Annotated in this window: 20 protein-coding genes; 11 read left to right on the top strand and 9 right to left on the bottom strand. The window is 70.0% G+C overall.

Annotated elements, in window-relative coordinates; genetic code table 11:
- Positions 1-100: 100 nt before the first annotated feature.
- Positions 101-1,861, bottom strand: a complete 1,761-nt coding sequence (locus PH203_RS37305; protein ID WP_289926218.1) for a S8 family serine peptidase — start codon at positions 1,859-1,861, stop codon at positions 101-103.
- Positions 1,862-3,804: 1,943 nt separating this feature from the next.
- Between PH203_RS37305 and PH203_RS37300 the strand changes: the two genes are divergently transcribed.
- The 3 genes from PH203_RS37300 (at position 3,805) to PH203_RS37290 (ending at position 5,698) form a co-directional block, all read left to right on the top strand.
- A complete protein-coding gene (locus PH203_RS37300) occupies positions 3,805-4,179 on the top strand; it encodes a hypothetical protein (RefSeq protein WP_289925996.1) in 375 nt (124 codons plus the stop codon).
- Positions 4,180-4,441: 262 nt separating this feature from the next.
- Complete coding sequence (locus PH203_RS37295; RefSeq protein ID WP_289925994.1) at positions 4,442-4,735, top strand: hypothetical protein; 294 nt, start codon at positions 4,442-4,444, stop codon at positions 4,733-4,735.
- Between the two features lie 105 nt (positions 4,736-4,840).
- Positions 4,841-5,698 carry a hypothetical protein gene (locus PH203_RS37290; protein ID WP_289925992.1) on the top strand — a complete coding sequence of 286 codons (858 nt, stop codon included), beginning with the start codon at positions 4,841-4,843 and terminating at the stop codon, positions 5,696-5,698.
- A 21-nt stretch (positions 5,699-5,719) separates the two neighbouring features.
- Here PH203_RS37290 and PH203_RS37285 read toward each other — a convergent pair whose 3' ends face one another.
- Positions 5,720-8,650, bottom strand: a complete 2,931-nt coding sequence (locus tag PH203_RS37285; protein ID WP_289926217.1) for an AAA family ATPase — start codon at positions 8,648-8,650, stop codon at positions 5,720-5,722.
- 384 nt (positions 8,651-9,034) lie between these two features.
- A complete protein-coding gene (locus PH203_RS37280) occupies positions 9,035-9,970 on the bottom strand; it encodes an alpha/beta fold hydrolase (protein ID WP_289925991.1) in 936 nt (311 codons plus the stop codon).
- Positions 9,971-10,025: 55 nt separating this feature from the next.
- Here PH203_RS37280 and PH203_RS37275 point away from each other — a divergent pair, with 55 nt between their 5' ends.
- Complete coding sequence (locus PH203_RS37275) at positions 10,026-10,439, top strand: helix-turn-helix domain-containing protein (protein WP_289926215.1); 414 nt, start codon at positions 10,026-10,028, stop codon at positions 10,437-10,439.
- 112 nt (positions 10,440-10,551) lie between these two features.
- Here the strand turns inward: PH203_RS37275 and PH203_RS37270 are convergent, their stop codons facing one another.
- Genes PH203_RS37270 through PH203_RS37255 form a run of 4 tightly spaced genes read right to left on the bottom strand, consistent with a single transcriptional unit; the run spans position 10,552 to position 12,964 of the window.
- Complete coding sequence (locus PH203_RS37270) at positions 10,552-11,340, bottom strand: SDR family NAD(P)-dependent oxidoreductase (RefSeq protein ID WP_289925990.1); 789 nt, start codon at positions 11,338-11,340, stop codon at positions 10,552-10,554.
- A 1-nt stretch (position 11,341) separates the two neighbouring features.
- Complete coding sequence (locus tag PH203_RS37265) at positions 11,342-12,067, bottom strand: hypothetical protein (RefSeq protein ID WP_289925989.1); 726 nt, start codon at positions 12,065-12,067, stop codon at positions 11,342-11,344.
- A 49-nt stretch (positions 12,068-12,116) separates the two neighbouring features.
- Positions 12,117-12,668, bottom strand: a complete 552-nt coding sequence (locus PH203_RS37260; RefSeq protein ID WP_289925987.1) for a hypothetical protein — start codon at positions 12,666-12,668, stop codon at positions 12,117-12,119.
- Positions 12,653-12,964: a hypothetical protein gene (locus PH203_RS37255; RefSeq protein WP_289925985.1), complete on the bottom strand. Its 312-nt coding sequence runs from the start codon at positions 12,962-12,964 to the stop codon at positions 12,653-12,655. The genes PH203_RS37260 and PH203_RS37255 overlap by 16 nt, the downstream gene beginning before the upstream one ends.
- Positions 12,965-13,240: 276 nt before the next feature.
- Between PH203_RS37255 and PH203_RS37250 the strand changes: the two genes are divergently transcribed.
- The 5 genes from PH203_RS37250 (at position 13,241) to PH203_RS37230 (ending at position 19,077) form a co-directional block, all read left to right on the top strand.
- The gene (locus PH203_RS37250) at positions 13,241-13,849 is read left to right on the top strand and encodes a hypothetical protein (protein ID WP_289925983.1); all 609 of its coding nucleotides are present in this window, start codon (positions 13,241-13,243) and stop codon (positions 13,847-13,849) included.
- A gap of 13 nt (positions 13,850-13,862) precedes the next feature.
- Positions 13,863-15,203, top strand: a complete 1,341-nt coding sequence (locus tag PH203_RS37245; protein ID WP_289925980.1) for a Dyp-type peroxidase — start codon at positions 13,863-13,865, stop codon at positions 15,201-15,203.
- 29 nt (positions 15,204-15,232) lie between these two features.
- The gene (locus PH203_RS37240; RefSeq protein WP_289925978.1) at positions 15,233-16,321 is read left to right on the top strand and encodes a catalase family protein; all 1,089 of its coding nucleotides are present in this window, start codon (positions 15,233-15,235) and stop codon (positions 16,319-16,321) included.
- A 102-nt stretch (positions 16,322-16,423) separates the two neighbouring features.
- Complete coding sequence (locus PH203_RS37235; protein ID WP_289925976.1) at positions 16,424-17,050, top strand: TetR family transcriptional regulator; 627 nt, start codon at positions 16,424-16,426, stop codon at positions 17,048-17,050.
- Between the two features lie 107 nt (positions 17,051-17,157).
- Positions 17,158-19,077, top strand: coding sequence for a PASTA domain-containing protein (locus PH203_RS37230; RefSeq protein ID WP_289925975.1), 1,920 nt, complete (start codon positions 17,158-17,160; stop codon positions 19,075-19,077).
- A 684-nt stretch (positions 19,078-19,761) separates the two neighbouring features.
- On the opposite strand, the gene PH203_RS37225 is transcribed toward PH203_RS37230, so the two are convergent.
- A complete protein-coding gene (locus tag PH203_RS37225; RefSeq protein WP_289925971.1) occupies positions 19,762-21,375 on the bottom strand; it encodes an MFS transporter in 1,614 nt (537 codons plus the stop codon).
- A 186-nt stretch (positions 21,376-21,561) separates the two neighbouring features.
- Between PH203_RS37225 and PH203_RS37220 the strand changes: the two genes are divergently transcribed.
- On the top strand, positions 21,562-22,200 hold the full coding sequence (locus PH203_RS37220; RefSeq protein ID WP_289925970.1) for a TetR/AcrR family transcriptional regulator: 639 nt from the start codon (positions 21,562-21,564) through the stop codon (positions 22,198-22,200).
- A 35-nt stretch (positions 22,201-22,235) separates the two neighbouring features.
- The gene (locus PH203_RS37215) at positions 22,236-23,018 is read left to right on the top strand and encodes a DUF2993 domain-containing protein (protein ID WP_289925969.1); all 783 of its coding nucleotides are present in this window, start codon (positions 22,236-22,238) and stop codon (positions 23,016-23,018) included.
- A 2-nt stretch (positions 23,019-23,020) separates the two neighbouring features.
- On the opposite strand, the gene PH203_RS37210 is transcribed toward PH203_RS37215, so the two are convergent.
- A complete protein-coding gene (locus PH203_RS37210; RefSeq protein WP_289925966.1) occupies positions 23,021-23,656 on the bottom strand; it encodes a TetR/AcrR family transcriptional regulator in 636 nt (211 codons plus the stop codon).
- Positions 23,657-23,719 lie beyond the last annotated feature (63 nt).

Raw genomic sequence — 23,719 nt, 5'->3', positions numbered from 1 at the left:
CCCTGGCCGAACGGACCACAGCCCGCCTTGTCCGCGGCTGCGGGCTGGGAGCCGTCGTCGGCACTGTGCGTGCTGTTCGCGGGCGTTGCCGGGCTCTGCGCTAGAAGGTCAGGTTCCAGGCGTCGATCTTGCCCGTGTCGGAGGCGGCGTTGTCGTTGACGCGCAGCTTCCAGGTGCCGTTCGCGACCTCCGAGGAGGCGTTGACGGTGTAGGTCTGGGCGATGTTGTCGGCGCTGCCGCCGGTGCGGTTGTGCAGCGTGTAGACGGTGCCGTCCGGCGCCACCAGGTCGACTTTCAGGTCACCGATGTAGGTGTGCTTGATGTCCACACCCACCTTGAGGGTGGCCGGGGCGTTGCCGGTCACACCGGTGACGGCGATCGGGCTCTCCACGGTCGCGTTGTCGCTGATGGTGAAGTCCGCGAGGTTCTCGAAGTACTTGCCGGGCGGCGGGGTGGCCCCGACGGCCTTGAGCGCGTCGACCTGTCCCTCGCCGAAGAACGAGTTGTTCGCCGTCGTGCCCGTGCAGCGGCTGTCCGAGGGGCAGGCGATGTCATTGGCCTGGGCGGCCAGCTTGGCGCGGATCTCCGCCGGGGTGATGCCCGGGTTGGCGCTGGCGATGAGCGCCGCCACGCCGGCCACGTGCGGGGAAGCCATCGAGGTGCCGCTCTTGCTGCCGTAGCTGCCGCCGGGGACGGTGGAGTACACGCTGCTGCCCGGCGCCGCGATGTCGATGACGCCCTGACCGTAGTTGGAGAACGAGGCCTTGGTGACGCCCGTGCCGTTGGCCGCGACCGTGACCACGCCCGGCAGCTCGGTCGGGATGTCGAGGCAGGCGTTGGTGATGGTGCGGGTGACCGGCGTCGAATCGTTCGGGCTCGCGGAGTCGGTCGTCTTGTGGGCGAGGTCGTAGTTCTCGTTGCCCGCGGCGGCGACCTGGAGGGAGCCCTTGCTCTCGGCGTACTCCTGGGCGCGCTTGACGCCCTCGATGATGGCGGCCTGGTCGATGTTGTCCGGGCAGTTGAACTGCCACGGGTCCGTGTAATAGCTGTTGTTGGTGACCTTGAAGCCGTGGTCACCGGCCCAGACGAAGCCGCAGATGGTGTTCTCGGCGAAGAAGAGGGAGGTGCCCGGCTCGGCGACCCGGACCGCGGCGATCTTCACTCCGGGGGCCACGCCGACGACGCCCTTGCCGTTCTTGGCCGCGGCGACGGTGCCCGCCACGTGGGTGCCGTGTGTGTCGACGTCCCGCCAGGCGCCGGCACGGGTGTCGGGCTTGCCGTAAGCGCAGGAGACCGAGTCGGCCGCGTCGAAGTTGGGCGCCAGGTCCTGGTGCTGGTCGTCCACACCGGTGTCCAGGATGCCGACCGTGACGGAGGCGGAGCCCGGGTTCACGGCCCAGGCCTGGTCGGCCTTGATCTGGCTCATGTCGGCCCGGACCGGCTCTCCGGCCGGGGTCGAGGCCTGAGACGGATTGGCCGGAAGCGCCGGGCTGTAGGCGTCGGCCGGGACGTCCGAGGTACGCGTGGCGCCGACCTGCTGCACGCCGGCGACGCCGCGCATGGTGGCGGCGAATCCGCTGGACGCCGAGTGGGCGACGATCACGCCGATGGCGTCGAAGTTCGAGAAGACGGTGCCGCCGTTGGCCGCGATCGCGGAACGGACCGCCGAACTGTCACCGGGGGCGGTGATCACGAGGTAGGCACGCGTGCCGGCCACCCAGTCCGCGCTCTGCGAAGCCGGCGCGGCGGCCGGCGCGTGGGCCTTGGCGGCCGGCGCGGCGGCGGGGACGACCGGGAGCGTGCCCGCGAGGGCGCCCGGGGCGCCGAACGCGAGGGTGGCGCCGAGCGTGGCCGCCAGCACCAGCGTGCGTCTGGAGCGGCTGGATCTGTGGGGTATCAATGCGTCCTCCGAAGACGACCCGGCTGCGCTGATGGCACCGGCCGGGCCGTACGAAACGAGTGGTGGGAGCAAGATGTCAGGTTCATGATCCTGTTGGGAAGTACATTTCCGTGCAGGGACGTCGTAGAGGCATGGCTGAAAATCGACGTGCTGTTGACCAGCGCGGCAGCACGGGCGTGGGCCGTCGTAGTCGGGATGCCGAGGAGTTCACCGCGGTGGCGGGCGACGGAAGCGATGGGCACGCCCTGGTCGTCGCCGGCCGGGGCGCGGTGACCGGCTCGTTCGGCGACTCCGGGGTCCGGGACATCGTCGCTGCGAACGGCGATCTGGAGGCCTTTCTCTGCCCGGAGAACTCAAGGCTCGCATCGCACGTCACGGTGGGCGGCACGGGCGAAAACGACAACGACGACAACAGGGCATCGCGGCGCTCTCGGGCCGGTACGCACCTGCGAGCTGCCGCGAAGCCCTGTTCTCACGCGTCGACCGCACTGCGATCACCCGCTCAGGCCCCGTTCGACCAGCCAACCCCACTGATCTTCCAGCGGCTGGTGTCCCACGCCCGAGCCAGGAGACCGGCGGGACAGTTCCTCAACTGGGCGCCGGTCCCTACCACCAGAGGGTGCAGGTGATGGTGGCGGCGGGCATCGGCCGGGTGTGCAGCCTTCTGTCCTCGTATGCGGACGGACGCACGGAAATACCTGGCGGTACGCGTCGCGATACCTGCGTAGCCGGGGGCACGTACGGCGGGCAGCCCGACCAGGGGTGTCCTCGAAGGCGCGGTGGTGGGGTGTCAGCGGGTACCAGGGGCGCGGCGGCAGGGGGTAGTCGTCGCGCAGGACACCTTCGGGGAGGACCCCGGTCGCGGGCATCGGTGAGGTCTCGCCCGGGTCGGCGAGGTACGCCCAGACTCCGCTGTCCAGCGGCACCACAGCCCCCTCGTCGCCAGGCCGGCGCCAAGGCGCGCCCGTGAGGGGGTGGCGGGGGACGAGCAGGACGTCGGGACGAGGTCGGGGCGGGCGGATCCCCGGGCCGGCCAACCCCACGGACCGGGCAACAGGCCCGCCCGGGAGGTACCGGCCGACGGCGTGGCCGAGCAACTCGGCGACGCGGCCGGCGGGGAGGGTGACCGGGCGGCCCTCGGTGGCCACCACGAAGTGGGCCGGCGCGACCCCGACCGCCGCCTCCCTACGGCGGCTCCACGACCCGTCAGGTTCGACGGGTGGGACGCGGTGCTCGGTGCGCTCCAGGTCCTCCCAGCCGGGAGGCGAACCGGCAGGGAGCCCCGAAGAGCGGCGTACGGCCGCGGCAGGCTCCATCCACGCTGTCTGCCACAATCCGCAGTCGTCCATGCGGGTCGCCACGGCCCGCCCGCATCCCTCGCACGCCAGGTTCGGGCCTGCCCGGCCGTCCCCCCTCGGCAGTAGCCCTCACACTTCTCGGGGATCAGGGCCATGGACCGGGAGTCGCCGGGGGCGATGACAATCCTGTTCCGCGCGCCGAACGAGACGGCGTACACCGGCGCGTACACGCCCTGCCGGGCAGCCGGGGATCGACGGCGTACGTCGCGGGCTCCATCAGAGGGGGATGGAGTTCCTCCCACCCCCGTGGTGAGTGTGGACGGGGAGGACGACCCGAGACACCGGCGCAGTCAGCTCCGTGCCACACACGGCACATGCGAACACGTCCAAACAAGCTCCCCCTCGCCCCGATTCCCCGCGGATTCCGCCTCGCCCGCAGCGGAGGATCCACTGGGTTTCGAAACGGCTCCGGGTGCTTCTTTCGGGTCACCTCGCCGCCATCGTCATCCAGGCAGCAAGGTGATCCGAAGAAGCGGCCGGAAGCCACCTCACACGCAGACCGAGAACGTGCCTTACGCCCAGATCCGGCGCCTGGCCCCGCACTGCATGACGATCGTCGTGACCCATCAGCTGGAGAACACCCGGCTCGCCGACCACATCCTTGTCATGGACCAAGGCCGAGTCGTCGAACGGGGCACCTACGAGGAACTGGTCAGCGCCGGCGACAGTTCACTGATCTCCTCGCCCTCGGCAAAGACCGCTGAGCCAGCCACCCCGCGCAGAGACGGCATCCCCGTAACTGACCCGACCGAGGCCTGGGCGACGCAGGGGCCCGTCGACCGCACCAGGCAGCGCCGCAGACAACACGACAGCAGCGGAAAGGTCCTGGCGGGACGTGCGCCATGGCGGCCCCTACGTACATGGAATACGTACTCCTACCGACGTGTTCCCGGCATCCATGCCATTTCCTTGTGTTCATGACGACACCGGGTGTGAGAGCGGGCAGCTCCGCGGAGGCCGAGAACTGGATCGGCCGGTGAGGCGCGCGCCCGGGGCGAATCGTTCCGCTCTGGCTGTTGTGTTCACCGCGGGGTGCTCGGGCGGCGACGACACCTCCGCCTACGGGGATCCGACCCCAAGCGCGACGGAGGTCACCGAGTCATCGACACCGTCCCCCACTCCCCCGTATCCGACCGGAGCCTCAGGCTGTCACGACAACAAGGGCTGGACGACGGCGGAGTCCGTGGACCGGGTACCGCTCAAGAGCAAGGAACTGCCCAAGGAGGTCGAGGTCGGCGGCACCCAGGACATCTGGGACCGCGACACGGTCGAATTCCGTTCGGAGCGGGTCGCCGACCACGAGCTCTCCGTACCCTCGGCACCACAGGTGTGCAGCCGGGACGGCCGCCCCACCGCGGACCCGGCCGACGTGCCCGCGCCGAGCGCCGAGCCGACGGACCTGTACCCAACGGGCCGCTACCCGTCGCCCAGCTACAGCTGGGACCTTGAGGACATCCTCCGCTCCCCCACACCCTGACCTGCCGCCGCGGGCATCCGAACGCGCGCCGACGTCTTCACCACATCAGCAGGCCCTGCCACCAAGACAGTCCACCAGGACACCGACCTCCCCATGGAGAACTGCATGCGCATGCGTACCACGGCCACCGTCCTCACCAGCACTGCCGTAGTCTCGGCGCTCGCCCTCCCGGGCGCCGCACAGGCGGCACAGCACCCGGGGGCGGCAACGCCCTTCGGAGCTTTCGTCTCCGAAGGCGTCGAGCCGCAGGACGCGCTGGGCGGCACCACCTTTTCGGACGGCGTCGTCAACGGCGGCAAGGACATCGTCCTCGGAGTGACGGGCAAGAAGGCCGTTCCCGTCACGTTCAGCGCCTTCGACGCGGAAGGCGTCGCCCTCACCCAGGCGTTCCTGTGGCAGGGCACCGACAGTTCGAGCACGGACACCATCACCGGCGCGTTCCAGTCGGACGACTACCCCGTCTGCACGGAGTCACCGGCCGAGGGCGGCTGGAGCTACAGCTGCAAGACGGTCTTCACCATCGACCCCGCGACCGCTTTCAAGGACGACAACGGCACCGCCGGTACCTGGAAGCTCTTTCTCGGCGCCTACGACCTGTACGCCAACGCCAGTTACAACGACGACGTCGCCAGGACCAAGTTCAAGCGGGCCGCGAAACTCACCGCCAACGCCTCCCCGGAGCCGGTGAAGAAGGGCAAGACCATCACGGTCACCGGCAAGCTGAGCCGCGCCAACTGGACGACGGGCAAGTACGCGGGCTACGCGGCCCAGCCGGTGAAGCTGCAGTTCCGTAAGAAGGGCAGCAGCACCTACACCACCCTGAAGACCGTCAAGACGAACTCGACGGGGAACCTGAGCACCACCGTCAAGGCCACCTCCGACGGTTACTACCGGTTCGCCTTCGCGGGCACCTCCACCACCGGCTCCGCGACGGCCACGGGCGACTTCATCGACGTCAAGTAGGCGAGCAGTGCCCAGGCCGGATCAGCTCTGATCCGGCCTGGCCTCCACGAAGCGGTGCCCGGTGCGGCGCCGGGTCATCAAAGTGGCCAGGGCGGTGCGGGAGGAGACCCCGGTCTTGCGGAAGGCGCGGGAGACATGCGTGTCGACGGTACGCCGGCTGACGTACAGCCGGTCGGCGATGGCCTGGCTGGTGAGGCCCTGGGCCACCAGCTCGGCTATTTCCAACTCCCGGGCGGTCAGGGTGGCCAGCCGCCCCGCGAGTTCGGCGCGGTCGGGCGAGCCGTACGCGGCCTCGGATCCGCCGTCGGGCGGACGGCCGGCGTCGGCGAGGCCAAGCAGCATCCCGCTGCCGCCCGCCTCGGCGAGCCGCCGGCCCCTCACCCAGGCGAGCGTGCCGTCACGGCCACGGCCCGCCGCCGCTTCCAGCGGCGCGCCGAGCAGCAGAGAAAGGGACTCCCAGAAGACCGCCCCGCAGCGGGCGCTCTCCACCGCAGCCTGGGCGAACAGGTCCGCCGCCGCTGCCGTGTCCCCCTGCGCCAGCGGCAGATGGGCGGTGCTGCGCAGCGCGGAGGCCCGCTGCATCGGCAGCCCCAGCTGTTCCGCCTCCTTCCGGGCCCGTTCGGCCCACTCACGGGCCTCCTCAGGCCGCCCTGTGACCAGTGCGGACGTGACCAGGATCTCCAGGTATAGCGGCCGCATCGAGGGCTGGATCCGGTGCAGTTCGGGGCCGCCCGCCTGGAGCAGCGCATCCCTGGCGCCGACCGGATCGCCGGCCATGAGGGCCGCCCAGCCGTAGATGCACCAGGCGGTGGAGGCCCACCAGTTCACCCCGGTATCGGCCGCGGCCACCGCCTCCTCGGCGACGGCGAGGGGACGCGGATCGCCCGGCGGGCAGGCGGCGACGAGCGCCGAGGCCTTGCTCGCCAGGGCGAACGCGAGCAGTTGGTCGCTGCCGATGCCGCGGGCGATGTCTTCCGCGAGGTCCGCGACGTCCACCGCCGAGGAGACGCGGCAGGTCTGCACCCGGACATGAGAGAGACAGAGCAGCAGGTGAGGCATGACGTAGAGCTGGCCGCTGCGGCGGGCGATGTCGAGGCCGCGCTCGGCGTGCCGTTCCGCGTCCGGGTAGTGCTCCAGAAAGGCCTCTGCCCAGCCGAGCCTGGCGAGAGGTTCGCACAGAGCGGTGAGGTCGTTGTCGGGCAGCGAGTCGACCAGGGCGGCGGCCTGCCGGGCAAGTTCGTGGGCCGCGGTCATGTTGCCCTCGTACGCCTCCCCCAGAGCGGCGACCGCGAGGACGCCCGCCTCACCGGCCTCGTCCCCCATCGACCGGGCCGCCGCGAGCGCCGCCTCGACCTCGGCTCGGACCTGGGGGTACGAGGTGCCGTTGCCCTGGGGCGCGGCTGAGCCGAGTTCCAGGCCGAGCCGGACGACATCGGCCGGTGCGGGTCCGCGGGCCAGCTCGCGGCGCAACAGTGCGACGGCCTCGGTGCAGCGCCCCAGGTGACGCTCCACCAGCGCGCACAGAACCACCGCGCGAACCCTGAGGTCCTGGTCCTCACCGGTGGCGGGGCCGCTGGACGACCGGGACGGGGTGGCTATGAGCTCCTGGAGCAGATCACGGCTCTCGCGCAACCCCCCGCACGCGGCCAGGGCGCGGGCCCGCCGTAACGTCAACTCGCGCCGTCGGCGGGTGTGTTCGGCAGTGTGCGGAAGATGGCGGAGCGCCACGTCGAGCCAGTGGGCGCAACTCGCCGGGGCCGTGCGGGCCGTCCGTGCGGCGGCCTCCTCGAGTACGGCCACCGCTGCCGGGTCCCAGGCGGTCAGCGACCGCTCCACATGGTGGGCCCGCTCGGCGGCGGAGGCACCGGCGAGGGCAAGCTCCTCGGCGGCGAGCCGGTGGATGTCGACGCGTCTCAGGAAGGGTGTGCTCTCGTGGACGAGCGTGCGGACGACCGGATGCCGCAGGGTCAGCAGGCCCTGCGGGTCGGAGCGCAGCAGATCGCGGTGGGTGAGGGCGTGGACGTCGTCGGTGAAAGCGGTGCCGGAGCGGCCGGTCACCCGGCCCAGCATCGCCGGGGTCGCGTGCTCGCCCAGCACTGCGACGGCCTCGACGATGCCGCGCTGGGAGGGGGTGAGCGCGGTGAGTTCCTCCAGCAGCAGCGCGCCGAGCCCGGGTGGCGACGAGGACTCGGGCGTCGTACCCCCGCGGCGGGCCTGCAAAAGGGTCAGGAAATACAGCGGGTTGCCTTCGCTCGCGGCATACAGTGCGGCGGTATCGGCGGCTGACATGCCAGGGCCGGCCAGTTCGGCGCAGTCGCGTGCGCTCAGCGGCCCCAGTCCGAGTCTGACCACCGTGCCGTCGTCGACTCCCCGGGCGAGCCTGGCCGCGAGCGACTCGGGGCTCTGGCGGTCCCGGCGCGTCACAGCCAGGACGACAGGGGCGTGCACGGCATGGCGTACGAGATGATCCAGCAGTTCCAGTGACGCGGAGTCCGCCCAGTGCACGTCGTCGAGGGCCAGCAGCAGCCCGGACGGGGCGGCGAGCCGCGCGAGCAGCGCCGCCGTGGACCGGTGCAGCCCGAAACGGTCGGCCGCGTCGCCTTGTTGGGCGACGCTGCGCTGCAGCAGGGGTGCCACCGCGTCGGTCTCCTGGAAGCCGTCCAGGGTGCGCGGGTCGAGGTCGGCGAGCGCGTCGGAGAAAACCTGGAACGGCACCTGCCGCTCGAACTCGGTGGCTCTGCCGCGCAGTACGGTCAATCCGCGTCGGCGCGCCCGCGCGCAGACCTCGCCCAGCAGCCTGCTCTTGCCGATGCCTGCCGCACCGGTGATGTCGACGAGCTGGGATCGGCCCCTGTCACGGCTTTCCGGTCCCTTCGCCGTGCCAAGGGCGTCGCGGGCGGCACGGTCGAGCAGTTCGTCGAACCGGGCCAGTTCAACAGACCGGCTCAGCAACGGCACCCCGAACCCGGCGCCCCCAACCACCCCGTCCGCCGCCACAGTTGCCCCCTTGTCTTCACATCCCCCTCACACATCATTCTCGCCCGTTGATCGACATAACCGCCGCATCCCCGCCCCGGAACGGACGGATCTCACACATCGAGTTTTGTCACCCAACGGCGCTTCCACGACTGGACATTCGCGCTGAACGTTCCCGTTGGGCTGATGCTCCGTCACCACCGAGTCGAACAGCCGGTTGCCGCAACGGCAGTACCTTGCGGCCCCGGCTGCCAGCCAGGGCCGCGACACCCCGGACGCAACCCGGTGGGCTCGAGTTCGGCGGCATGGGCCCGGGTCTCGGGACCGACCTGCCCGATCGCGAGTCAGGACCCGAAGCGCCTACTTGCTCTCGACACTCGAAGCGCCGGCGCTGTGCCGGATCTGTTCCTGCAGCGCCTGCCAGCTTCGTGCGTCGGCGCTGAGGACGTCGTGCAGGTAGGCGGAGACGGCGTCGGCGACGAGGACGACGCGTGCAGGGTCCTCGTCGGTGGTGTCCTTGGCGCCCTCGCCGGAGATTCCGCCGAAGAGGTGCTCACCCTCGGCGATGGCGAGCAGTCGCTTCGGGCCCGGGCTGAGGTGGTAGGCATCGGTGAACCATTCCGGTCCGCGGGTAGTCATCGCCGACTGGTCCTTTCCGCCGGCGATGACCAGGGCGGGAATGGTCATGCCGGAGAAGTCCGGGCGGGCGAACGGGAGATACGTCAGCGCGAAGGGCGTCGGGGCGTCCCCGGCACCGGCCGCCGCGATGAGCGCCCCCGCCTTGACGGCGGGGTGGGAGAAGTCCTCTCCCGGGTTGCCCTCTGCGTCGAGGACGCGGGCGCCCAGGAGGGCTCCGGCGGTCTGTGCTCCCCAGGAGTGCCCGACGACGGCGACGCGATCGCGGTCGACGCGCGCAGCCAGACCGCTGACCTGGTCGAGGATGTCACCGAGGCCGTCCAGGACACCGTGCAGATCGGCTATGCGCACACGCCAGATGGTGGCGAAACGAGGATCGTCGAAACCGATGCCGTAACGGCGGGAGTCCAGATGGGTGGGCTGCACCACGACGAACCCGGCAGCGGCCCACCGGTCGGCGAGGGGTTCGTAACCGTCCATCGACCAGGCGTTGCCATGGGAGAAGACGATGACGGGCAGGTCTCCCCCGTCGACCGGTGCGGTGACCTTGACCTGCAGGTCGATGCCGCGGTCGGTGGTGGGGACGGTGATGGGCTTGACGGCGATGACCTGACGGTCGAGCGTGGCCGTCGGGCGGCTCTGGCCGGAGTGAAGTTCCATGACATCGACGTTAGGAAGCCGATAGGTACCAAATGGTAACGTCCGGCTCGTGAACATGACCGCAGCCGACCTGGCGAGCGCGGCAAAGGACCTGGAAGCGGGGACGGTGTTCCTCGCCGACTGCCCCGCACGGCTGGCGATCGAGATCATCGCCAACAAGTGGTCCGTGCTTGTCCTGTTCGCTCTCACCGGCGGACCCAAGAGACACAGCGAACTCGTCACGCTGTCCGGCGGGATCTCGCGCAAGGTACTGACACAGACCCTTCGCCGCCTCCAGAGCAACGGCCTGGTCGACCGGCAGGTGTACGCCGAAGCGCCACCGCGGGTCGAGTACAGCCTGACCGCGCTGGGCCGGACACTCCAGGAGCCGATCGTGATGCTGACGGAGTGGGCGCGAACCAACGGCGAAGCTGTCGTCGACTTCCGGGAGTCGGCGGCCGCTGAGGTCAATGAGCTGACGGATTCCTGATACCGCCGTCCGACCCGGAGCGTCAGTGCCGGGTAGTACGTCGCGCTCTTCGACAGCAGAGCGATCGGGCGTCGTGCGGACGCCGTCCTGGCCAAGGGGGGAACCGGGGTGGTCAGGTCGCGGTGTAGCCGCCGTCCACGGCCAGGACGGATCCGGTGACGTAGGCGGCGGCAGGCGAGGCGAGGAAGGCGTAGGGGGCGGCGATCTCCTCGACGGTGGCCCGGCGGCCGAGCGGAGTGAAGAGGTTGATGCGCCGGTCGGAGGCGGGGTCGTCGTGGGCGGTGACGCTGTCCATGATGTTGGCGACGTAGCCGGGCGCGACCGCGTTGACGCGGATGTGGTGCTCTGCCCATTCCGCTGCGAGGGTGCGCACGAGCTGGTTGATACCGCCCTTGCTGGCCGCGTACGGCGCGAGGGCGGGGATACCGACCGTGCCGGCGATGGAGGAGGTCATGGTGACCGATCCGCCGCTGCCCTGGGCGATCCAGTGGCGGGCGACTGCCTGGGCGGGCAGGAAGGCGCCGCGCAGGTTGACCGCCAGGATGCGGTCCCACTCCTCGGGGGTGTACTCGACGGCGGGCTTGATGATGTCGATGCCCGCGTTGCAGACCAGGTGGTCGATGCGCCCGAAGACGTGGACCGCTTCGGCCACCAGGCTGCGCGCGAGAACTGCGTCGGTCACATCGCCGGCGAGGGCAGCAATCCGGGGCCGCTCGCCGACGGCCTGCGGATACTGCTCACGCAGGGCCTTGAGCGCGGCGGCGGTCTCGGCCTTGTCGTACCCGTGGACGAGGACGCTCGCACCCTGGGCCAACAGAGTGCGGGCGATGGCCAGCCCGATGCCGCGGCTGGATCCGGTCACGACGGCCGTGCTGCCGGTGAGGTCGAACAGATTACTCATGTCAGCTTTCCTTGTTCTGTGCCCCGGTGTGGCCGGGGCAGTTGCTTTCCAGTGCAGTCAGCGGCTGGTACCGGGCACAGGGCGGCAGCGAGTTCGGCCGCTTCACCGCCCCCGGCCTCGATCGCGGCGACGATTGCCGTGTGCGCCGGAGCCTGGTGGCATATGGCGCCGGACAGGGGGAGTTGACGACGGTCTGCAGTGTCTCGCGCGGCCCGTCGGTCAAGTGCCCGTACAGGTCGGTCAGGCCGCTGTTGCGTGAGGCGGCAACGACGTGGCGGTGAAAACGGCGGTCTCGCGCCGCTCCGGCTGGAGGACGGCCAGGGCCGACCGCCTGGAGGATCGACGCCCGTTCAGCGTCCAGGGCGGCCTGCTCCACGCCGGTCCGGCCCGCCGCGTCGAGGTCGGTCATGGCTTCGGCGAACCGGTGCAGGGGCGCCCGGGTGCGGGCCCGGGCCAGCAGGCTGACGCTGTCGTCAGGTGTGTTCCGCACCATGTGTTCGGAGAGCTGTGCGGCCCGTTCGTAGTCGGCGACGCGGCCCAGGAGGTGTCCGCGGAGTGTAAGGAGGTCGGCCAGGACCGCTGGTTGTGCGACGCCGAGTGGCGCGGTCGGGGCCGCCCGGCGCACGGGTGCCGCCATACCGTCGATCTGGGCCGACAGGTTCACCAAGGCCAGGGTGCCGTTGGTCCTGACCGGCTCCTGGTCGGCCCGCACGGGCCGGTCCGTCATGCCGCTTCCACCTCGGGCTCCGGCGGGGCGAGCAGCGCGGTCATCACCGTCATGAGGTCCGGCGGGTTCGGGTTGGGGGCCACGAGGTACGGGAATTCGTGTGTGGCCGGCCGGGTGGCCTGGTCGACGCCGTCACTGATGCGCGGGCCGCCGACGCCGCCCACCAGGAGTGTGTAGAGGGTGTCCACGATGTCGTCGTTGGGCGCACGGCCACCGCAGGTTGCGTGGGGGCGTCCGGCGAGCAGCGCGGTCTCGATCTCGAAGCAGCTGTCCCGGCGAACGGCTTGGAGATGTCGACGACAAGGAAGTCGGCCAGGAGGAGTTCCGTCAGCGGGTGGGTGCCCTGATCGTCCGGCGGCCGGAGGAGCTCTCCGTCGAGACAGTCGAAGAAGGCCAGGTTGGCGTTGAACCGCGCCCGGTAGGCCTCGGCGTAGTCCGGTCGTGGAGCGAAGGCATCCTCCTCGTTGTAGAGGTCTCGGATCTCCAGGTCACTGTTGACGAGGTCGTAGCCCTTGCTCGCCAGGACGACGTTCTTGACCTCGGGGCGGCCCATGCGTTCCAGATGGACCGGGCGCCCGCCGGAGGTCACGGTCTCGCCCACGACACCGAGCAGGGGCCGCGGTCCAGGCCGAACACCACCTCGGGGTCCACCTCCACGACGATGCTCAGCACGTTCATCCCTTCGAGGACGTTGTCCGCGCCGGGACGGAGGGCCAGCTTCTGCGTGGCGTCGGCGGCCAGGAACAGGACCTGCTCATCGTTGGACGTGGTGCAGGTGCCCAGCTGGAGCGGTTCGTCGCTGCCGGGGATCCGACCGGGCGTGGCGAAGGTGAAGACCCCAGCGACGTCCGACGCAGGGTCGGAGAGGATGCGCGGTCCGGAGAAGTGATCCGCCATCGGGAGCTCCTTCGGGTGATGGGTGGGTTGAGGTGCGCCACCTGTGAGACACGATGACCCACAGAGGCACTGTGGGTCAACCTGTCTCATAGTGGCGTGAGCCATGTGACTACCTGCGAGTAGCGCGTTGACAAGCCAGAACGGCGAACTGATGATGTAATCAGTTATGCGGAGGTGGTCAGAAAGCGGGTCTCATCCCGCTTGCACGTCACCCTGCGATGGCCTATTTGTGGCGGTACGTGATGCATTGCCGCCCCACGCCCAAAGAGAGGCGCCATGAGCGAGACAGACCTGCACGCCAAGTTCCAGCAGTTCCCCGACGCCATCCGCGAGAAGGTCGACACCGCACTGTCGGACGCGATGATCGCTCTCAAGCTCAAGGCCGCCGAGGTGCTGGCCGACAAGGCGGAGATGGCCGAACACGCCGTCACCACCGCCGGCCGGATCGGCGCCAAGAGCGGTGAGGTGTCCGAGCTGACGACGATCCTGCCGCTGAAGCCGAACGGCGCAGCGCGGCTGCGAAAGTTCTTCGGCCTGGTCGGAGGGAACCTGGCGGGCGCAGGCCAGGTCGGCACCCTGCACAACATGCGGTTCGTGTTCCTCGACAACGACACGAAGCTGCTGTTCGCGACCGCCTTCGACGGCGAGTGGGATCCCTACATCGACGACTTCGCCACCAAGATCCCCGAGTTCATGGACTACCTGTTCAGCAACGTCGAGGGCTGGCCCGGCATCACCTCGCCGGACGTGAAGGACTTCATCGTCAAGTACCAGATCCCGGCGGAGGCGTGGTTCGTCGCCCACCCGGGCCTCACCGTCGCGGAGGGCCACCGGCTCAAGCGGCAGGAGGCCGCCGTGCAGCGTTTCCTGTCGGACCTCAACTGAAGGCAGGCGCACCATGCCTTCCCCGCTGTTCCGGCGGCTGCGCCGCCCGCCCACCCTGGACCTCGACGACATCCAGGCGACCCTGCTGCGGGCCCGGCCCGAGCCCTACTTCGGCACCCACGCGATCCTGGAGATCACCGAACCGGCCGCGGGCAGGGAACTGCTGCGCCGACTGGCGCCGAGGGTGACCTCGGCGGCGCGCTGGGACGAACCGCAGCCGTCCTGGCTGTCCCTCGCCCTCAGCTACCAGGGTCTGGTCGCACTGGGGCTGCCGGAGACCTCACTGGCCTCCTTCCCGGCCAACTTCCGCGCCGGGATGGCCGCCCGCGCCGAGCGGCTGCGGGACACCGGCGTGAACGCGCCGGACCGCTGGGAGTTCCCCTTCGGCACCCCGCGCGTGCATGTCGCCGTCACGGTGTTCGCCGCGAGCGAGGACGACTGGCGGGCCGAAGTCGCCGCGTACGAAAAGGAACTGGGCGAGGTCCCTGGCGTAAAGCTGCTGTCGCACCAGGACTTCGCGGCCGACGGGTTCAACGTCTTCGGCTACCGGGACGGCTTCAGCCAGCCGGTGGTCGAGGGCAGTGGCGCCGAACCCCTGCCCGGCGACGGACGGCCCATCAAGGCCGGTGAGTTCGTCCTCGGCTACCCCAGCGAGACCGGCGTACCGCTGCCCGTACCGGCTCCGGACGTCCTGGGCCGCAACGGCACGTACGTCGTCTTCCGCAAGTACCACTCCCACGTCGCGGCCTTCAACAAGTGGCTGCACGACAACGCCTCCACCGAGGCCGAACGCGAGCTGCTGGCGGCCAAGTTGGTCGGCCGCTGGCGCAGCGGCGCACCGCTCGCCCTGACCCCGGAGCGCGACACCCCCGCGATCGGCGAGGACCCGAACCGGATCAACGACTTCGACTACTCCGCCGACCCGCGCGGGCTGCGCACCCCGCTCGGCTCGCACATCCGCCGGATGAACCCGCGCGACACCAAGCTGACGGTCCTCAGCGACGTCAACATCCGCCGGATCATCCGACGCGGCACCTCCTACGGCACCCCGCTGCCCCCGGACCGCCTCAAGGACGACGGCACACCGCGCGGCCTGGACTTCATCGCCCTCGGCGCCCGGGCCATCGACAACGTCGAGTTCCTGCAGAGCGAATGGGTCGGCTCCGGCAACTTCATGGGCCTGGGCAAGGAGAAGGACCCGATGATCTCGCTCCAGGACAAGGGCGCCTACTTCACCGTGCCCGGGACTCCGCCGCGCAGGGTGCAGAACATTCAGTCCTTCAACACCCTCCTCGGCGGCGAGTACTTCTTCATGCCCAGCCTGTCCGCCATCCGCTGGCTCAGCAGCAACTGACCCCCCACCTCGCGCGGAGGCACTCCCCCATGACCTCGTACGTCCCCTACAGCCCTGACCTCGAACAGCCCTTTCCGGACGAGGACGAACTCGTCCGCCAGGTCGTCGCGGCCATGGGCAAGGCCAACCAGCAGGTCGCCGACAAACACCGGCACGGCCTGCGCGACGCCCACGCCAAGAGCCACGGCGTCCTCGCCGGTGAGCTGCGCATCCAGCCCGGCCTGCCCGCTCACCTCGCCCAGGGCCTCTTCGCCGAACCGGTCAGCTACCCGGTGATCGTCCGCTTCTCCTCCGCCCCCGGCGACCTGCGCTCCGACCAGGTGCCCGTCCAGCGCGGCCTCGCGATGAAGGTGATCGGCGCCCCGGGGCCCCGCGCCCTCGACGACGGCTTCAACACCCAGGACTTCCTCCTCGTCAACCACCCCACCCTGCCCTTCGGCAACATCGCCGAATACGCCAAACTCCAGGGCATCCTGGAGAAACAGCCGGGCCAGAGCGACCAGCAGCTCCAGCTCACCGGCGCGGCCGCCCGAGTGGCCGCCAAGGCCCTCACGAGCGTCGGACGTCCGCTTCCGCCCGCCGTCGAGACCCTGGCCGCCGCCAACGACCACATCCTCGGCGAGACCTTCCACTCCATGGCCGCGCTGCGCTACGGCGATCACGTGGCGAAGATGTCCGCCGCGCCCCGCTCGGCGAGCGTCAGGGCCCTCACCGGCAGCCGCGTCGACAAGAAGGCCGGCGAGTCGGCCCTGCGCGACCTCGTCATCGACTTCTTCGCAGACAACAGCGCCGAGTACGACATCCGCGCCCAGCTCTGTACGGACATCGGCCGGATGCCGGTGGAGGACGCCTCGGTCCTGTGGCCCGAGGAACTGTCACCGCACCAGACCGTGGCCGTGCTGCATCTGCCCGCCCAGGACGCCTACAGCGACGCCCGCCGCCGCTACGCCGACGACGTCCTCTCCTTCAGCCCCTGGCACGCCCTGGAGGCCCACCGCCCGCTGGGCTCGATCATGCGCTCCCGGCGCGCCGCGTACCCCGCGTCCAGCGACTTCCGGCACCGCTTCAACGGCATCGAGCCGCAGGAGCCGTCCGACATCAAGGAGCTGCCCGCCTGACCAAGTCCCGACCGACCCCGGATGCGTCCGCGCGTCGGTCGGGACTCGCGTGCCAGAATGGAGAAGTCCATTCTCCGCCCTGGCTTCTTCGAGGTTCCTTTCGTGTCCCAGCCCGTCGGCCGCGTGCCCCAGCGACGCAACGCACGATCCAACCGGGCCCGCATCCTCGCCACCGCCCGCCAGGAGCTCGGCCGGAACCCCGACATCACCCTGGAGGAACTCGCCCGAGCCTCCGGCGTCGTACGCCGCACTCTGTTCGGGCACTTCCCCGGGCGAGCGGCACTGCTGGACGCGCTGGCCGAAGAGGCCGCCGAGGCGCTCCAGGCCGCCGTCGCGGTCGGCGCGGGGGTGACGGAACCGGCTGACCGGGCGCTCGCCCACTTCACGTTGTCGCTCTGGCCCGTGGGCGACCGCTACCGGATGCTCCTGGCGCTGGCCCGACGGGACCTCGGGATGGACCGTGTCGCCGAGATCCTGGAGCCCGCCCGGGTCAGGGTCACGGCCATCGTGGAGCAGGGACAACGGGACGGCATCTTCCACACCCAGCTGCCGGCCACGGTGCTGGGCGCCGGTCTGGAGGCGATGACGGTCGCCCTGCTGGAGGAGGTCAACACCGGGGCGCTGGAGGACGACGGCACCCGGGCAGCCGTCACCACGCTCATCGCGGCCGGTGTGCCGGAGAAGCGGGCGCAGATCGTCGTCGACGAGGTGGCCGCCGCCGAGGGGTGAGATCGCCCCGCAGTCCGACATGGAGAGACCCCGGTGCGTCGCACCGGGGTCTCTCCATGTCCGCCCCCAGTTCTTTAGTTGCCCCTGAATGTGCAATTATCTTGTCCATGAACTTCGGTGGACCAGATGATCTGGCCTTCTCCCAGCCTGCGCCGGTGACGGTCCTCGGCGACAGGTACGAACTGCGGCTGCTCCTCGGCTCCGGAGGCATGGCCGAGGTGCATCTCGCGCACGATCTCCGGCTCGACCGCGGCGTCGCGGTGAAAACGCTGCGCACCGACCTCGCCCACGATCCGACACTCCAGGAGCGATTCCGGCGGGAGGCACAGTCCACCGCCTCGCTCAACCATCCGGCCATCGCCGCGGTCTACGACACGGGCGAACACTTCTCGTACGGGGCGCAGTTGCCGTACCTCGTGATGGAGTACGTCGACGGCACCACCCTGCGCGAGGCCCTGTACTCCGGACCGCCGCTGACCGTCGAACGCGCTTTGGAGGTGACGGCCGGCGTTCTGGAGGCGCTCGCACACTCCCACCAGCACGGCATCGTGCACCGGGACATCAAGCCGGCCAACGTCATGGTGACCTGGTCGGGCCAGGTGAAGGTCATGGACTTCGGCATCGCCCGTGACGCGCGGGACGTCGGCATGACTCAGACCTCCATGGTGATCGGCACCGCGCAGTACCTCTCCCCGGAGCAGGCGATGGGACACACCATCGACGCCCGCTCCGACCTGTACTCGGTGGGCTGCCTTCTGTACGAACTCCTCACCCTGCGCGCGCCGTTCACCGGCGATTCGCCGATGGCGGTGATGTACCAGCACGTTCAGGAGGAACCACGGCCGCCGAGCCTTTACAACCCCGAGGCCGGCCCCCAGGTCGACAACATCGTCCTGCGGGCTCTGACGAAGGACCCTGCGCACCGTTACCAGTCCGCGCAGGAGATGCTCGCCGACATCGAGGCGTACCTCGCGGCGCAGACCGTCCCGGACCGGGCGTTCGACGGCGGCGACGAGGAGCCCGACGGCGATGACGCAGCGGAGAGAGGTCGCCGCAGAGGCACTGCCGCGCTGATCGGGATGAGTGTCGCGGTCGTCGTCGCGGCACTCGTGCTCGGCTGGTTCATGTTCGGGCGCGGTACGGCCGACGACGGCAAGACGGACGTACCCGATCTCGTCGGCCAGACCCTGGAGGAAGCCCGCCGTACGGCGGACAACGTCGGGCTCACGCTCACCGTCACCAAGAAGGAGCCCTGCGCGGACCAGCCCAAGGGACACATCTGCGAACAGACGCCGCTGGACGGTCGGCTCGACAAGGGCGAGGCGGTGTCGGTCACGGTTTCCACCGGCGCGCCGAAGGTGGAGGTGCCGGACGTCACGGACAAGGACGAGGACGACGCGTCCCGCATCCTGGAGGACAAGGGCTTCAAGGTGAAGCTCCGGCACAAGGTGTCCCCCGAGGACGCCGGGACCGTCCTGGAGCAGGATCCGGCAGGCGGCGAGAGCGTCGAGAAGGGCACCGAGATCACCCTCACGGTGGCCAAGGAGGCCGAGAAGGCCACGGTTCCCGACCTCACCGGCAGCACCCTGGACGAGGCCCGCAAGCTGCTCGCCGAGCACGACCTCGAGCTGGGCGACACCACCGAGGTGGAGAGCAGCGCGGCGGCCGGCACCGTCGTCGAACAGAGCATCACCGCGGGAGATGCAGTCGAGCCCGGCTCGTCGGTCGACGTCCAGATCGCCAAGTCGGTGCAGACCGTGCAGATTCCGACGGACATCATCGGCAAGACCCTTGCCGAGGTCCAGAACGAACTGGGTGGCCTCGGCCTCCAGGTGACCGTCGCCTCCGGGTACTCCCAGGCCTCCGACGCCGTGGTCACCTCCAGCACCCCGGCGGCCGGGAGCGAGGTCGAGGAGGGCAGCACGGTGGTCGTCGTCACCGAGGAGGCCCAGGACACGCCGTCGGACGACGGGACGCCTGACGACGACACGGCGACGACGCCGGAGGCGACGAACGGCGGCCAGTGAGACGTCGCTGCCACCCGACAGCGTGAAGCCCTCAACCGCCCATGCGCGGTTGAGGGCCCTTCTGCGCCGCGCCAGCGTCGTGGCCAGTGCGGTACCGCCGGGCCGGCGCCGCCACGTCATCATGGGCAGGTTGACTCCGCCCGCCTGACCGGGTCCCCGAGTGGCTGGACCAGGTCTTCGATGATGCGTGCCTCGTACGCGAAAGACTTGGCCGCACGGCGCATTTCGTCGAGGCCGGCCTGTACGTGTTTCCGCCGCCTCGGCCTGCACCATCGCGACCCGGTTGAGGATCACCAGGGCCAACGGGACGCCGAACGAAGCGGTCGCCACAGACGAGAAGACATGGGTGCGGAACGCCTTGTCCACCCGGAAACCCGCGTGATCTCGCCGCCGGCCCAGGCCGATTGATCACCAGCTCCCCGACGCCGCACCGCCCGACTCGGCGTCAGGCCGGTGGTCCCAACCAAGCCGCCCCCGAAGCCACCCCATAGCGCCTGATCTTCGCCAAGCATCCTGGAACTGGGCCCGGTTGGGCTCACCTCGGAGGGGCCGACAGCAAAAAAGAGGGACGGTGCCGGGTGTCCCCTCCCGGCACCGTCCCGGGGCCGTGCGCCGCTCAAGGCACGACCCGTCCTGGGGGTGGAGGAGGCCGGAATCCAGGTTCCGGCCTCCGGTGTACGGGGCTCAGGCGCCCACGGTCTCGGTCTGCTCCTCGGTAGCCGGTGCCGCATCTTCCTCACCGTGCTCGGTGGTGTGCCCCCGGCCGGGCAGGACGGCGATGACGATCAGCGTCCCGGCGGCCATGATGATGCCGCCGATGAGGCTGGTGTGGGCGATGGCGTGGGCGAAGGACTCGTGCACCGCTCCCAGCAGGGTCTGGGCCTGCTCGGCACCGCCCTGGGGGTTCTTGGCGACCTGCTCGGCGACCGCGATGCCACCGCCGACGGAGTCCTTGGCGACGTCCATGGCCTCGGCCGGGAGGTGGCCGCCGACCATGTCGGTGAGCTTGTCCTTGTAGGACGTGGCGAGCAGCGAGCCGAGGATGGCTATGCCCAGGGCGCAGCCGAGTTCCAAGGCGGTGTCGTTGGCGCCGCCGCCGACGCCCAGTTCGTCCTCGGGGAAGGAGCCCATGATGGTGTCGGTGGCCGGGGCGAGACTCAGGCCGATGGCGAAGCCGAGCAGCAGCAGGGGCGTCAGGAAGTCGGTGTAGGTCGAGCCCGTCTCGATCTGGGTGAGCAGGAAGACGCCCGCGGTGCCGATGACCATGCCGGTGCCGACCACGATCTTCACGCCCAGCTTCGGGGCGAGTTTGCCGGTGACGGCGGAGCCGACGAACACGGCTCCGGCCAGCGGCAGCAGGCGGATGCCGGTCTCCAGGGCGTCGTAGCCGAGGACGAACTGCAGGAACTGGGTGGAGTAGTAGATCGAGCCGAAGGTGCCGAAGAAGAAGAACAGCACCGCGAGCATGGAGCCGCTGAAGGGGCGCTCGGTGAACTTGCGGACGTTCAGCATCGGGTTGGGGTGCTTCAACTCCCAGGCGACGAAGGCCAGCAGGCCTACGCCGGCGACGACGGCCGCGGCGATCGGGCCGACGCCCCAGCCGAAGTGCGGGCCCTCGATGGTCGCGTAGACCAGGGAGCCGACCGAGACGATCGACAGCAGACCGCCGACGTAGTCGATGCGGCCCATGCCCTCCGCCTTCGACGGCGGGACCAGGAGCAGCGCGCCGACCACGCCGAGGACGGCGACGGGTACGTTCATCAGGAAGGTGGAGCCCCAGGCGTGGTTCTCCAGCAGCCACCCGGCGGCCAGCGGGCCTGCGGCGATGGCGAGCCCGGAGGTCGCGGACCAGGCGGTGATCGCCTTGGCGCGCTCGGCGCGCGGGAAGATCGCGACCAGCAGCGACAGGGTGGCCGGCATGACGACGGCGGCACCTACGCCCATGATCGCGCGGGCTGTGATGACAAGGCTCGTCTCATCGACCAGGCCGCCCATCACCGAACCTCCGGCGAAGATCAGCAGGCCGAGGACGAGGGCGCCACGGCGGCTGTACTTGTCGCCGATCGCCCCCAGCACCAGCATCAGCGCGGCGTAGGGGACGGTGTAGCCGTCGATGACCCACTGCAGATCACTGCTGCTCAGCCCCAGGTCCTTGGTCATGTCGGGGGCGGCCACGATCAGTGACGTGTTCGCCATGACGACGATCAGCAGGCTCAGACACAGGACCAGCAGGGCCCACCAGCGCCGGTGGTAGGGCTCCGTCATCTTCTCGACGGGTGTGTTCGGAAAGAGCGGCATGGTCAGGCTCCTCGGCAGGAGGTGAAGCGGAGGCTTCGGGGTGCGGAATCGATGGGATCGGTGCACACGGGGCCAAGAGGGGCCCGGCACCAGAGGCAGCTAATTGCCCGTTGATGTGCAGACTAGTTTATTGCTCGTTGGTGTGCAACTATCGAGTCACCCTCCCCCGTCCACCGGAGGTTCGACATGATCCACGCACACCTGACAGCCGCCCCGGAACGCAGCCGCACTCTGCTCACGCGGGCCCGCATCCTGGAGGCGGCCCGCCAGGAACTCGACCGTGACCCCGACAGCAGCCTCGCTGACATCGCCGAGGCGGCAGGGGTGGTACGCCGTACGGTCTATGGCCACTTCAACGGCCGGGCCGCACTGATGGAGGGGCTGGTGGAGGAGGCCGCATGGGCCGTGCGGCAGGCGCTCGCGGTCCCGCGCGCACCGGCGGCGGATGCCGTCACGGAGCTGGCGCGCTTCGTGCTCGCGGTGTGGCCCGTCGGAGATCGCTACCGCATCCTGCTCCGCCTCGCTCCCCAGGACCTCGGGGCCGATCGGCTCGCTGAAGTCCTGGCCCCCGCGCGGGACATGGCGGAGGCGATCATCGGCCGGGGGCAACGGCAGGGCGCCTTCCAGACCGGCGTCCCCCCGGTCGTCCTTGCCCGGGCGCTGGAGGGGCACCTGCTAGGGCTTCTCGACTGCGTGAACAGCGGGGTCTGGAGCGATGACGGAACCGGCACCGCGACCGCCGCCCTGATCGCGATGGGCGTGGCCGGAGACAGCGCCGCGGCGTGCGTCCACGGGCTTGTCCGGCCCGCGGGCGACGCCGCGTAGGCGCACTTCCCCAGCACCACTCGAAGAGGAGAAACATGTACCAGTCCCGCCCCGACGAGGAATTCATCGGCGAGCCCTACTACGGCGACGGCTCCGTCTACGTGAGCCCCCCGACCCGGACCAGGCGGCGCATGATCATCGCCGCTGCGTCCCTGGTGGCCGTGCTGGTAGGAGGAGTCGCGGTCGACCGGATCGCCGCAGCTCGCGCGGAGAACCGTACGGCCAAGGCGTTCCAGGACGGCATGGGAACCGCGGAGCCGCCTGCCGTGCACGTCGACGGCTTTCCTGTGCTGACCCAACTGGCCCGCGGCAGCCTGGACCATGTGGACCTGACCGCCCACCACATTCCGGCCAGCGGTACCACCCGGCCGCTCCCGGTGACGAAGCTGACGGTCGCGATGGACGGGCTGAAGACCTCGGGAAGCGCCGACGAGGCTCACGCGGACAGCGTCACAGCGACCGCGTTCCTGTCGTACGCGGACGTGTCGAGCGCGCTCGGTGTGCAGGTGTCACAGGGGGACGAGTCCGGCCGGGTCGACGCGACCGCGAGTCTGCCGCTCGTCGGCGACGTGACCGTGAGCGCGGCCGTCTCGGCGGCCGGCGGCAACCGCATCGCCTTCACAGACGTACGCGCGGAGCAGGGCGAGCTGCTCCCGCCGCTGAAATCACTGCTCGACAAGGCCCTGGACGAGCCCATTCCGCTACAGAACGTGCCCGAAGGGCTCCGGCTGCGGTCGGTCAGCACCACCGAGGACGGAATCGACGCCCGCTTCACAGGCCGCTCGGTCACGTTCCACCCGGACTCGTCGGCCGCGTGAGGTCAGTCGATGTCGGGCAAGGGGCGTCGGGCTACCTCGTGCGCATCGTCCGCGGGCAGGCCCAGCATCCGCAGGACCATCTCGGCGAGGTTGACCGCGGCCTCGTCGCCGTCCACCTCGGGGCGGGCGAACCGCAGTTCCACCAGGGACAGCAGGGTGCCGCCCAGCGCGGACAGGGCGACCACGGGGTCGAGAGTGGTGAAACGGCCGGAGGCGATGCCGACCTGGAGATCACGCAGGGCGCGTCGGGACAGTCCGTTGCCCGAGTGGATGTGCCCGAGGCCACGGCGGCGCAGGACCTGCATCAGCTCCGGGTGGGAGTCGGCCATGCGGGCACTGAGCCGGAAGCCGGCCGCGAGCAGCTCCGCCGGGTCGTCGATCCCCGTCAGACGCTCGTCGAAGGCCTGCCCGAACTCCTCGAAGGCGTCGATCACTGCCGTCTCGAACAACTCCGCCTTGGAGTCGAAGTGGTTGTAAAAGGAACCGAAGCCGACGTCCGCGCGCTCGGCGATCGCCTGGATGCTCGCGCTGGTGTCGCCGGTCTCGGCGAGTATCTGCCGGGCCGCTCGCACGAGAGCTCCACGGGTCTCTGCGCGACGTCGCTCGAACCGGTTGCTGGGCGGGGCTGACGTAGACATGCGCAGAAGTCTAACCGTTACCCAATACAGATCGCAGTCCTGATGAATTCATCATTTACTGCG

The sequence above is a fragment of the Streptomyces sp. S.PB5 genome (genome assembly GCF_030403745.1).
Taxonomy (GTDB): Bacteria; Actinomycetota; Actinomycetes; order Streptomycetales; family Streptomycetaceae; genus Streptomyces.
The sequence above is the reverse complement of the archived record's forward strand: the minus strand, read 5'-3'. Positions and strand labels throughout refer to the sequence as shown.

What these genes read in the sequence shown, in the direction of transcription:
- PH203_RS37250 (WP_289925983.1), top strand. Translation starts at nt 13,241, where the DNA reads ATGAGCGAGACAGACCTGCACGCCAAGTTCCAGCAGTTCCCCGACGCC.
- PH203_RS37300 (WP_289925996.1), top strand. Translation starts at nt 3,805, where the DNA reads ATGACGATCGTCGTGACCCATCAGCTGGAGAACACCCGGCTCGCCGAC.
- PH203_RS37265 (WP_289925989.1), bottom strand. Translation starts at nt 12,067, where the DNA reads ATGACGGACCGGCCCGTGCGGGCCGACCAGGAGCCGGTCAGGACCAAC.
- PH203_RS37220 (WP_289925970.1), top strand. Translation starts at nt 21,562, where the DNA reads ATGATCCACGCACACCTGACAGCCGCCCCGGAACGCAGCCGCACTCTG.
- PH203_RS37210 (WP_289925966.1), bottom strand. Translation starts at nt 23,656, where the DNA reads ATGTCTACGTCAGCCCCGCCCAGCAACCGGTTCGAGCGACGTCGCGCA.
- PH203_RS37275 (WP_289926215.1), top strand. Translation starts at nt 10,026, where the DNA reads ATGACCGCAGCCGACCTGGCGAGCGCGGCAAAGGACCTGGAAGCGGGG.
- PH203_RS37290 (WP_289925992.1), top strand. Translation starts at nt 4,841, where the DNA reads ATGCGCATGCGTACCACGGCCACCGTCCTCACCAGCACTGCCGTAGTC.
- PH203_RS37245 (WP_289925980.1), top strand. Translation starts at nt 13,863, where the DNA reads ATGCCTTCCCCGCTGTTCCGGCGGCTGCGCCGCCCGCCCACCCTGGAC.
- PH203_RS37255 (WP_289925985.1), bottom strand. Translation starts at nt 12,964, where the DNA reads ATGGCGGATCACTTCTCCGGACCGCGCATCCTCTCCGACCCTGCGTCG.
- PH203_RS37230 (WP_289925975.1), top strand. Translation starts at nt 17,158, where the DNA reads ATGAACTTCGGTGGACCAGATGATCTGGCCTTCTCCCAGCCTGCGCCG.
- PH203_RS37270 (WP_289925990.1), bottom strand. Translation starts at nt 11,340, where the DNA reads ATGAGTAATCTGTTCGACCTCACCGGCAGCACGGCCGTCGTGACCGGA.
- PH203_RS37280 (WP_289925991.1), bottom strand. Translation starts at nt 9,970, where the DNA reads ATGGAACTTCACTCCGGCCAGAGCCGCCCGACGGCCACGCTCGACCGT.
- PH203_RS37240 (WP_289925978.1), top strand. Translation starts at nt 15,233, where the DNA reads ATGACCTCGTACGTCCCCTACAGCCCTGACCTCGAACAGCCCTTTCCG.
- PH203_RS37225 (WP_289925971.1), bottom strand. Translation starts at nt 21,375, where the DNA reads ATGCCGCTCTTTCCGAACACACCCGTCGAGAAGATGACGGAGCCCTAC.
- PH203_RS37215 (WP_289925969.1), top strand. Translation starts at nt 22,236, where the DNA reads ATGTACCAGTCCCGCCCCGACGAGGAATTCATCGGCGAGCCCTACTAC.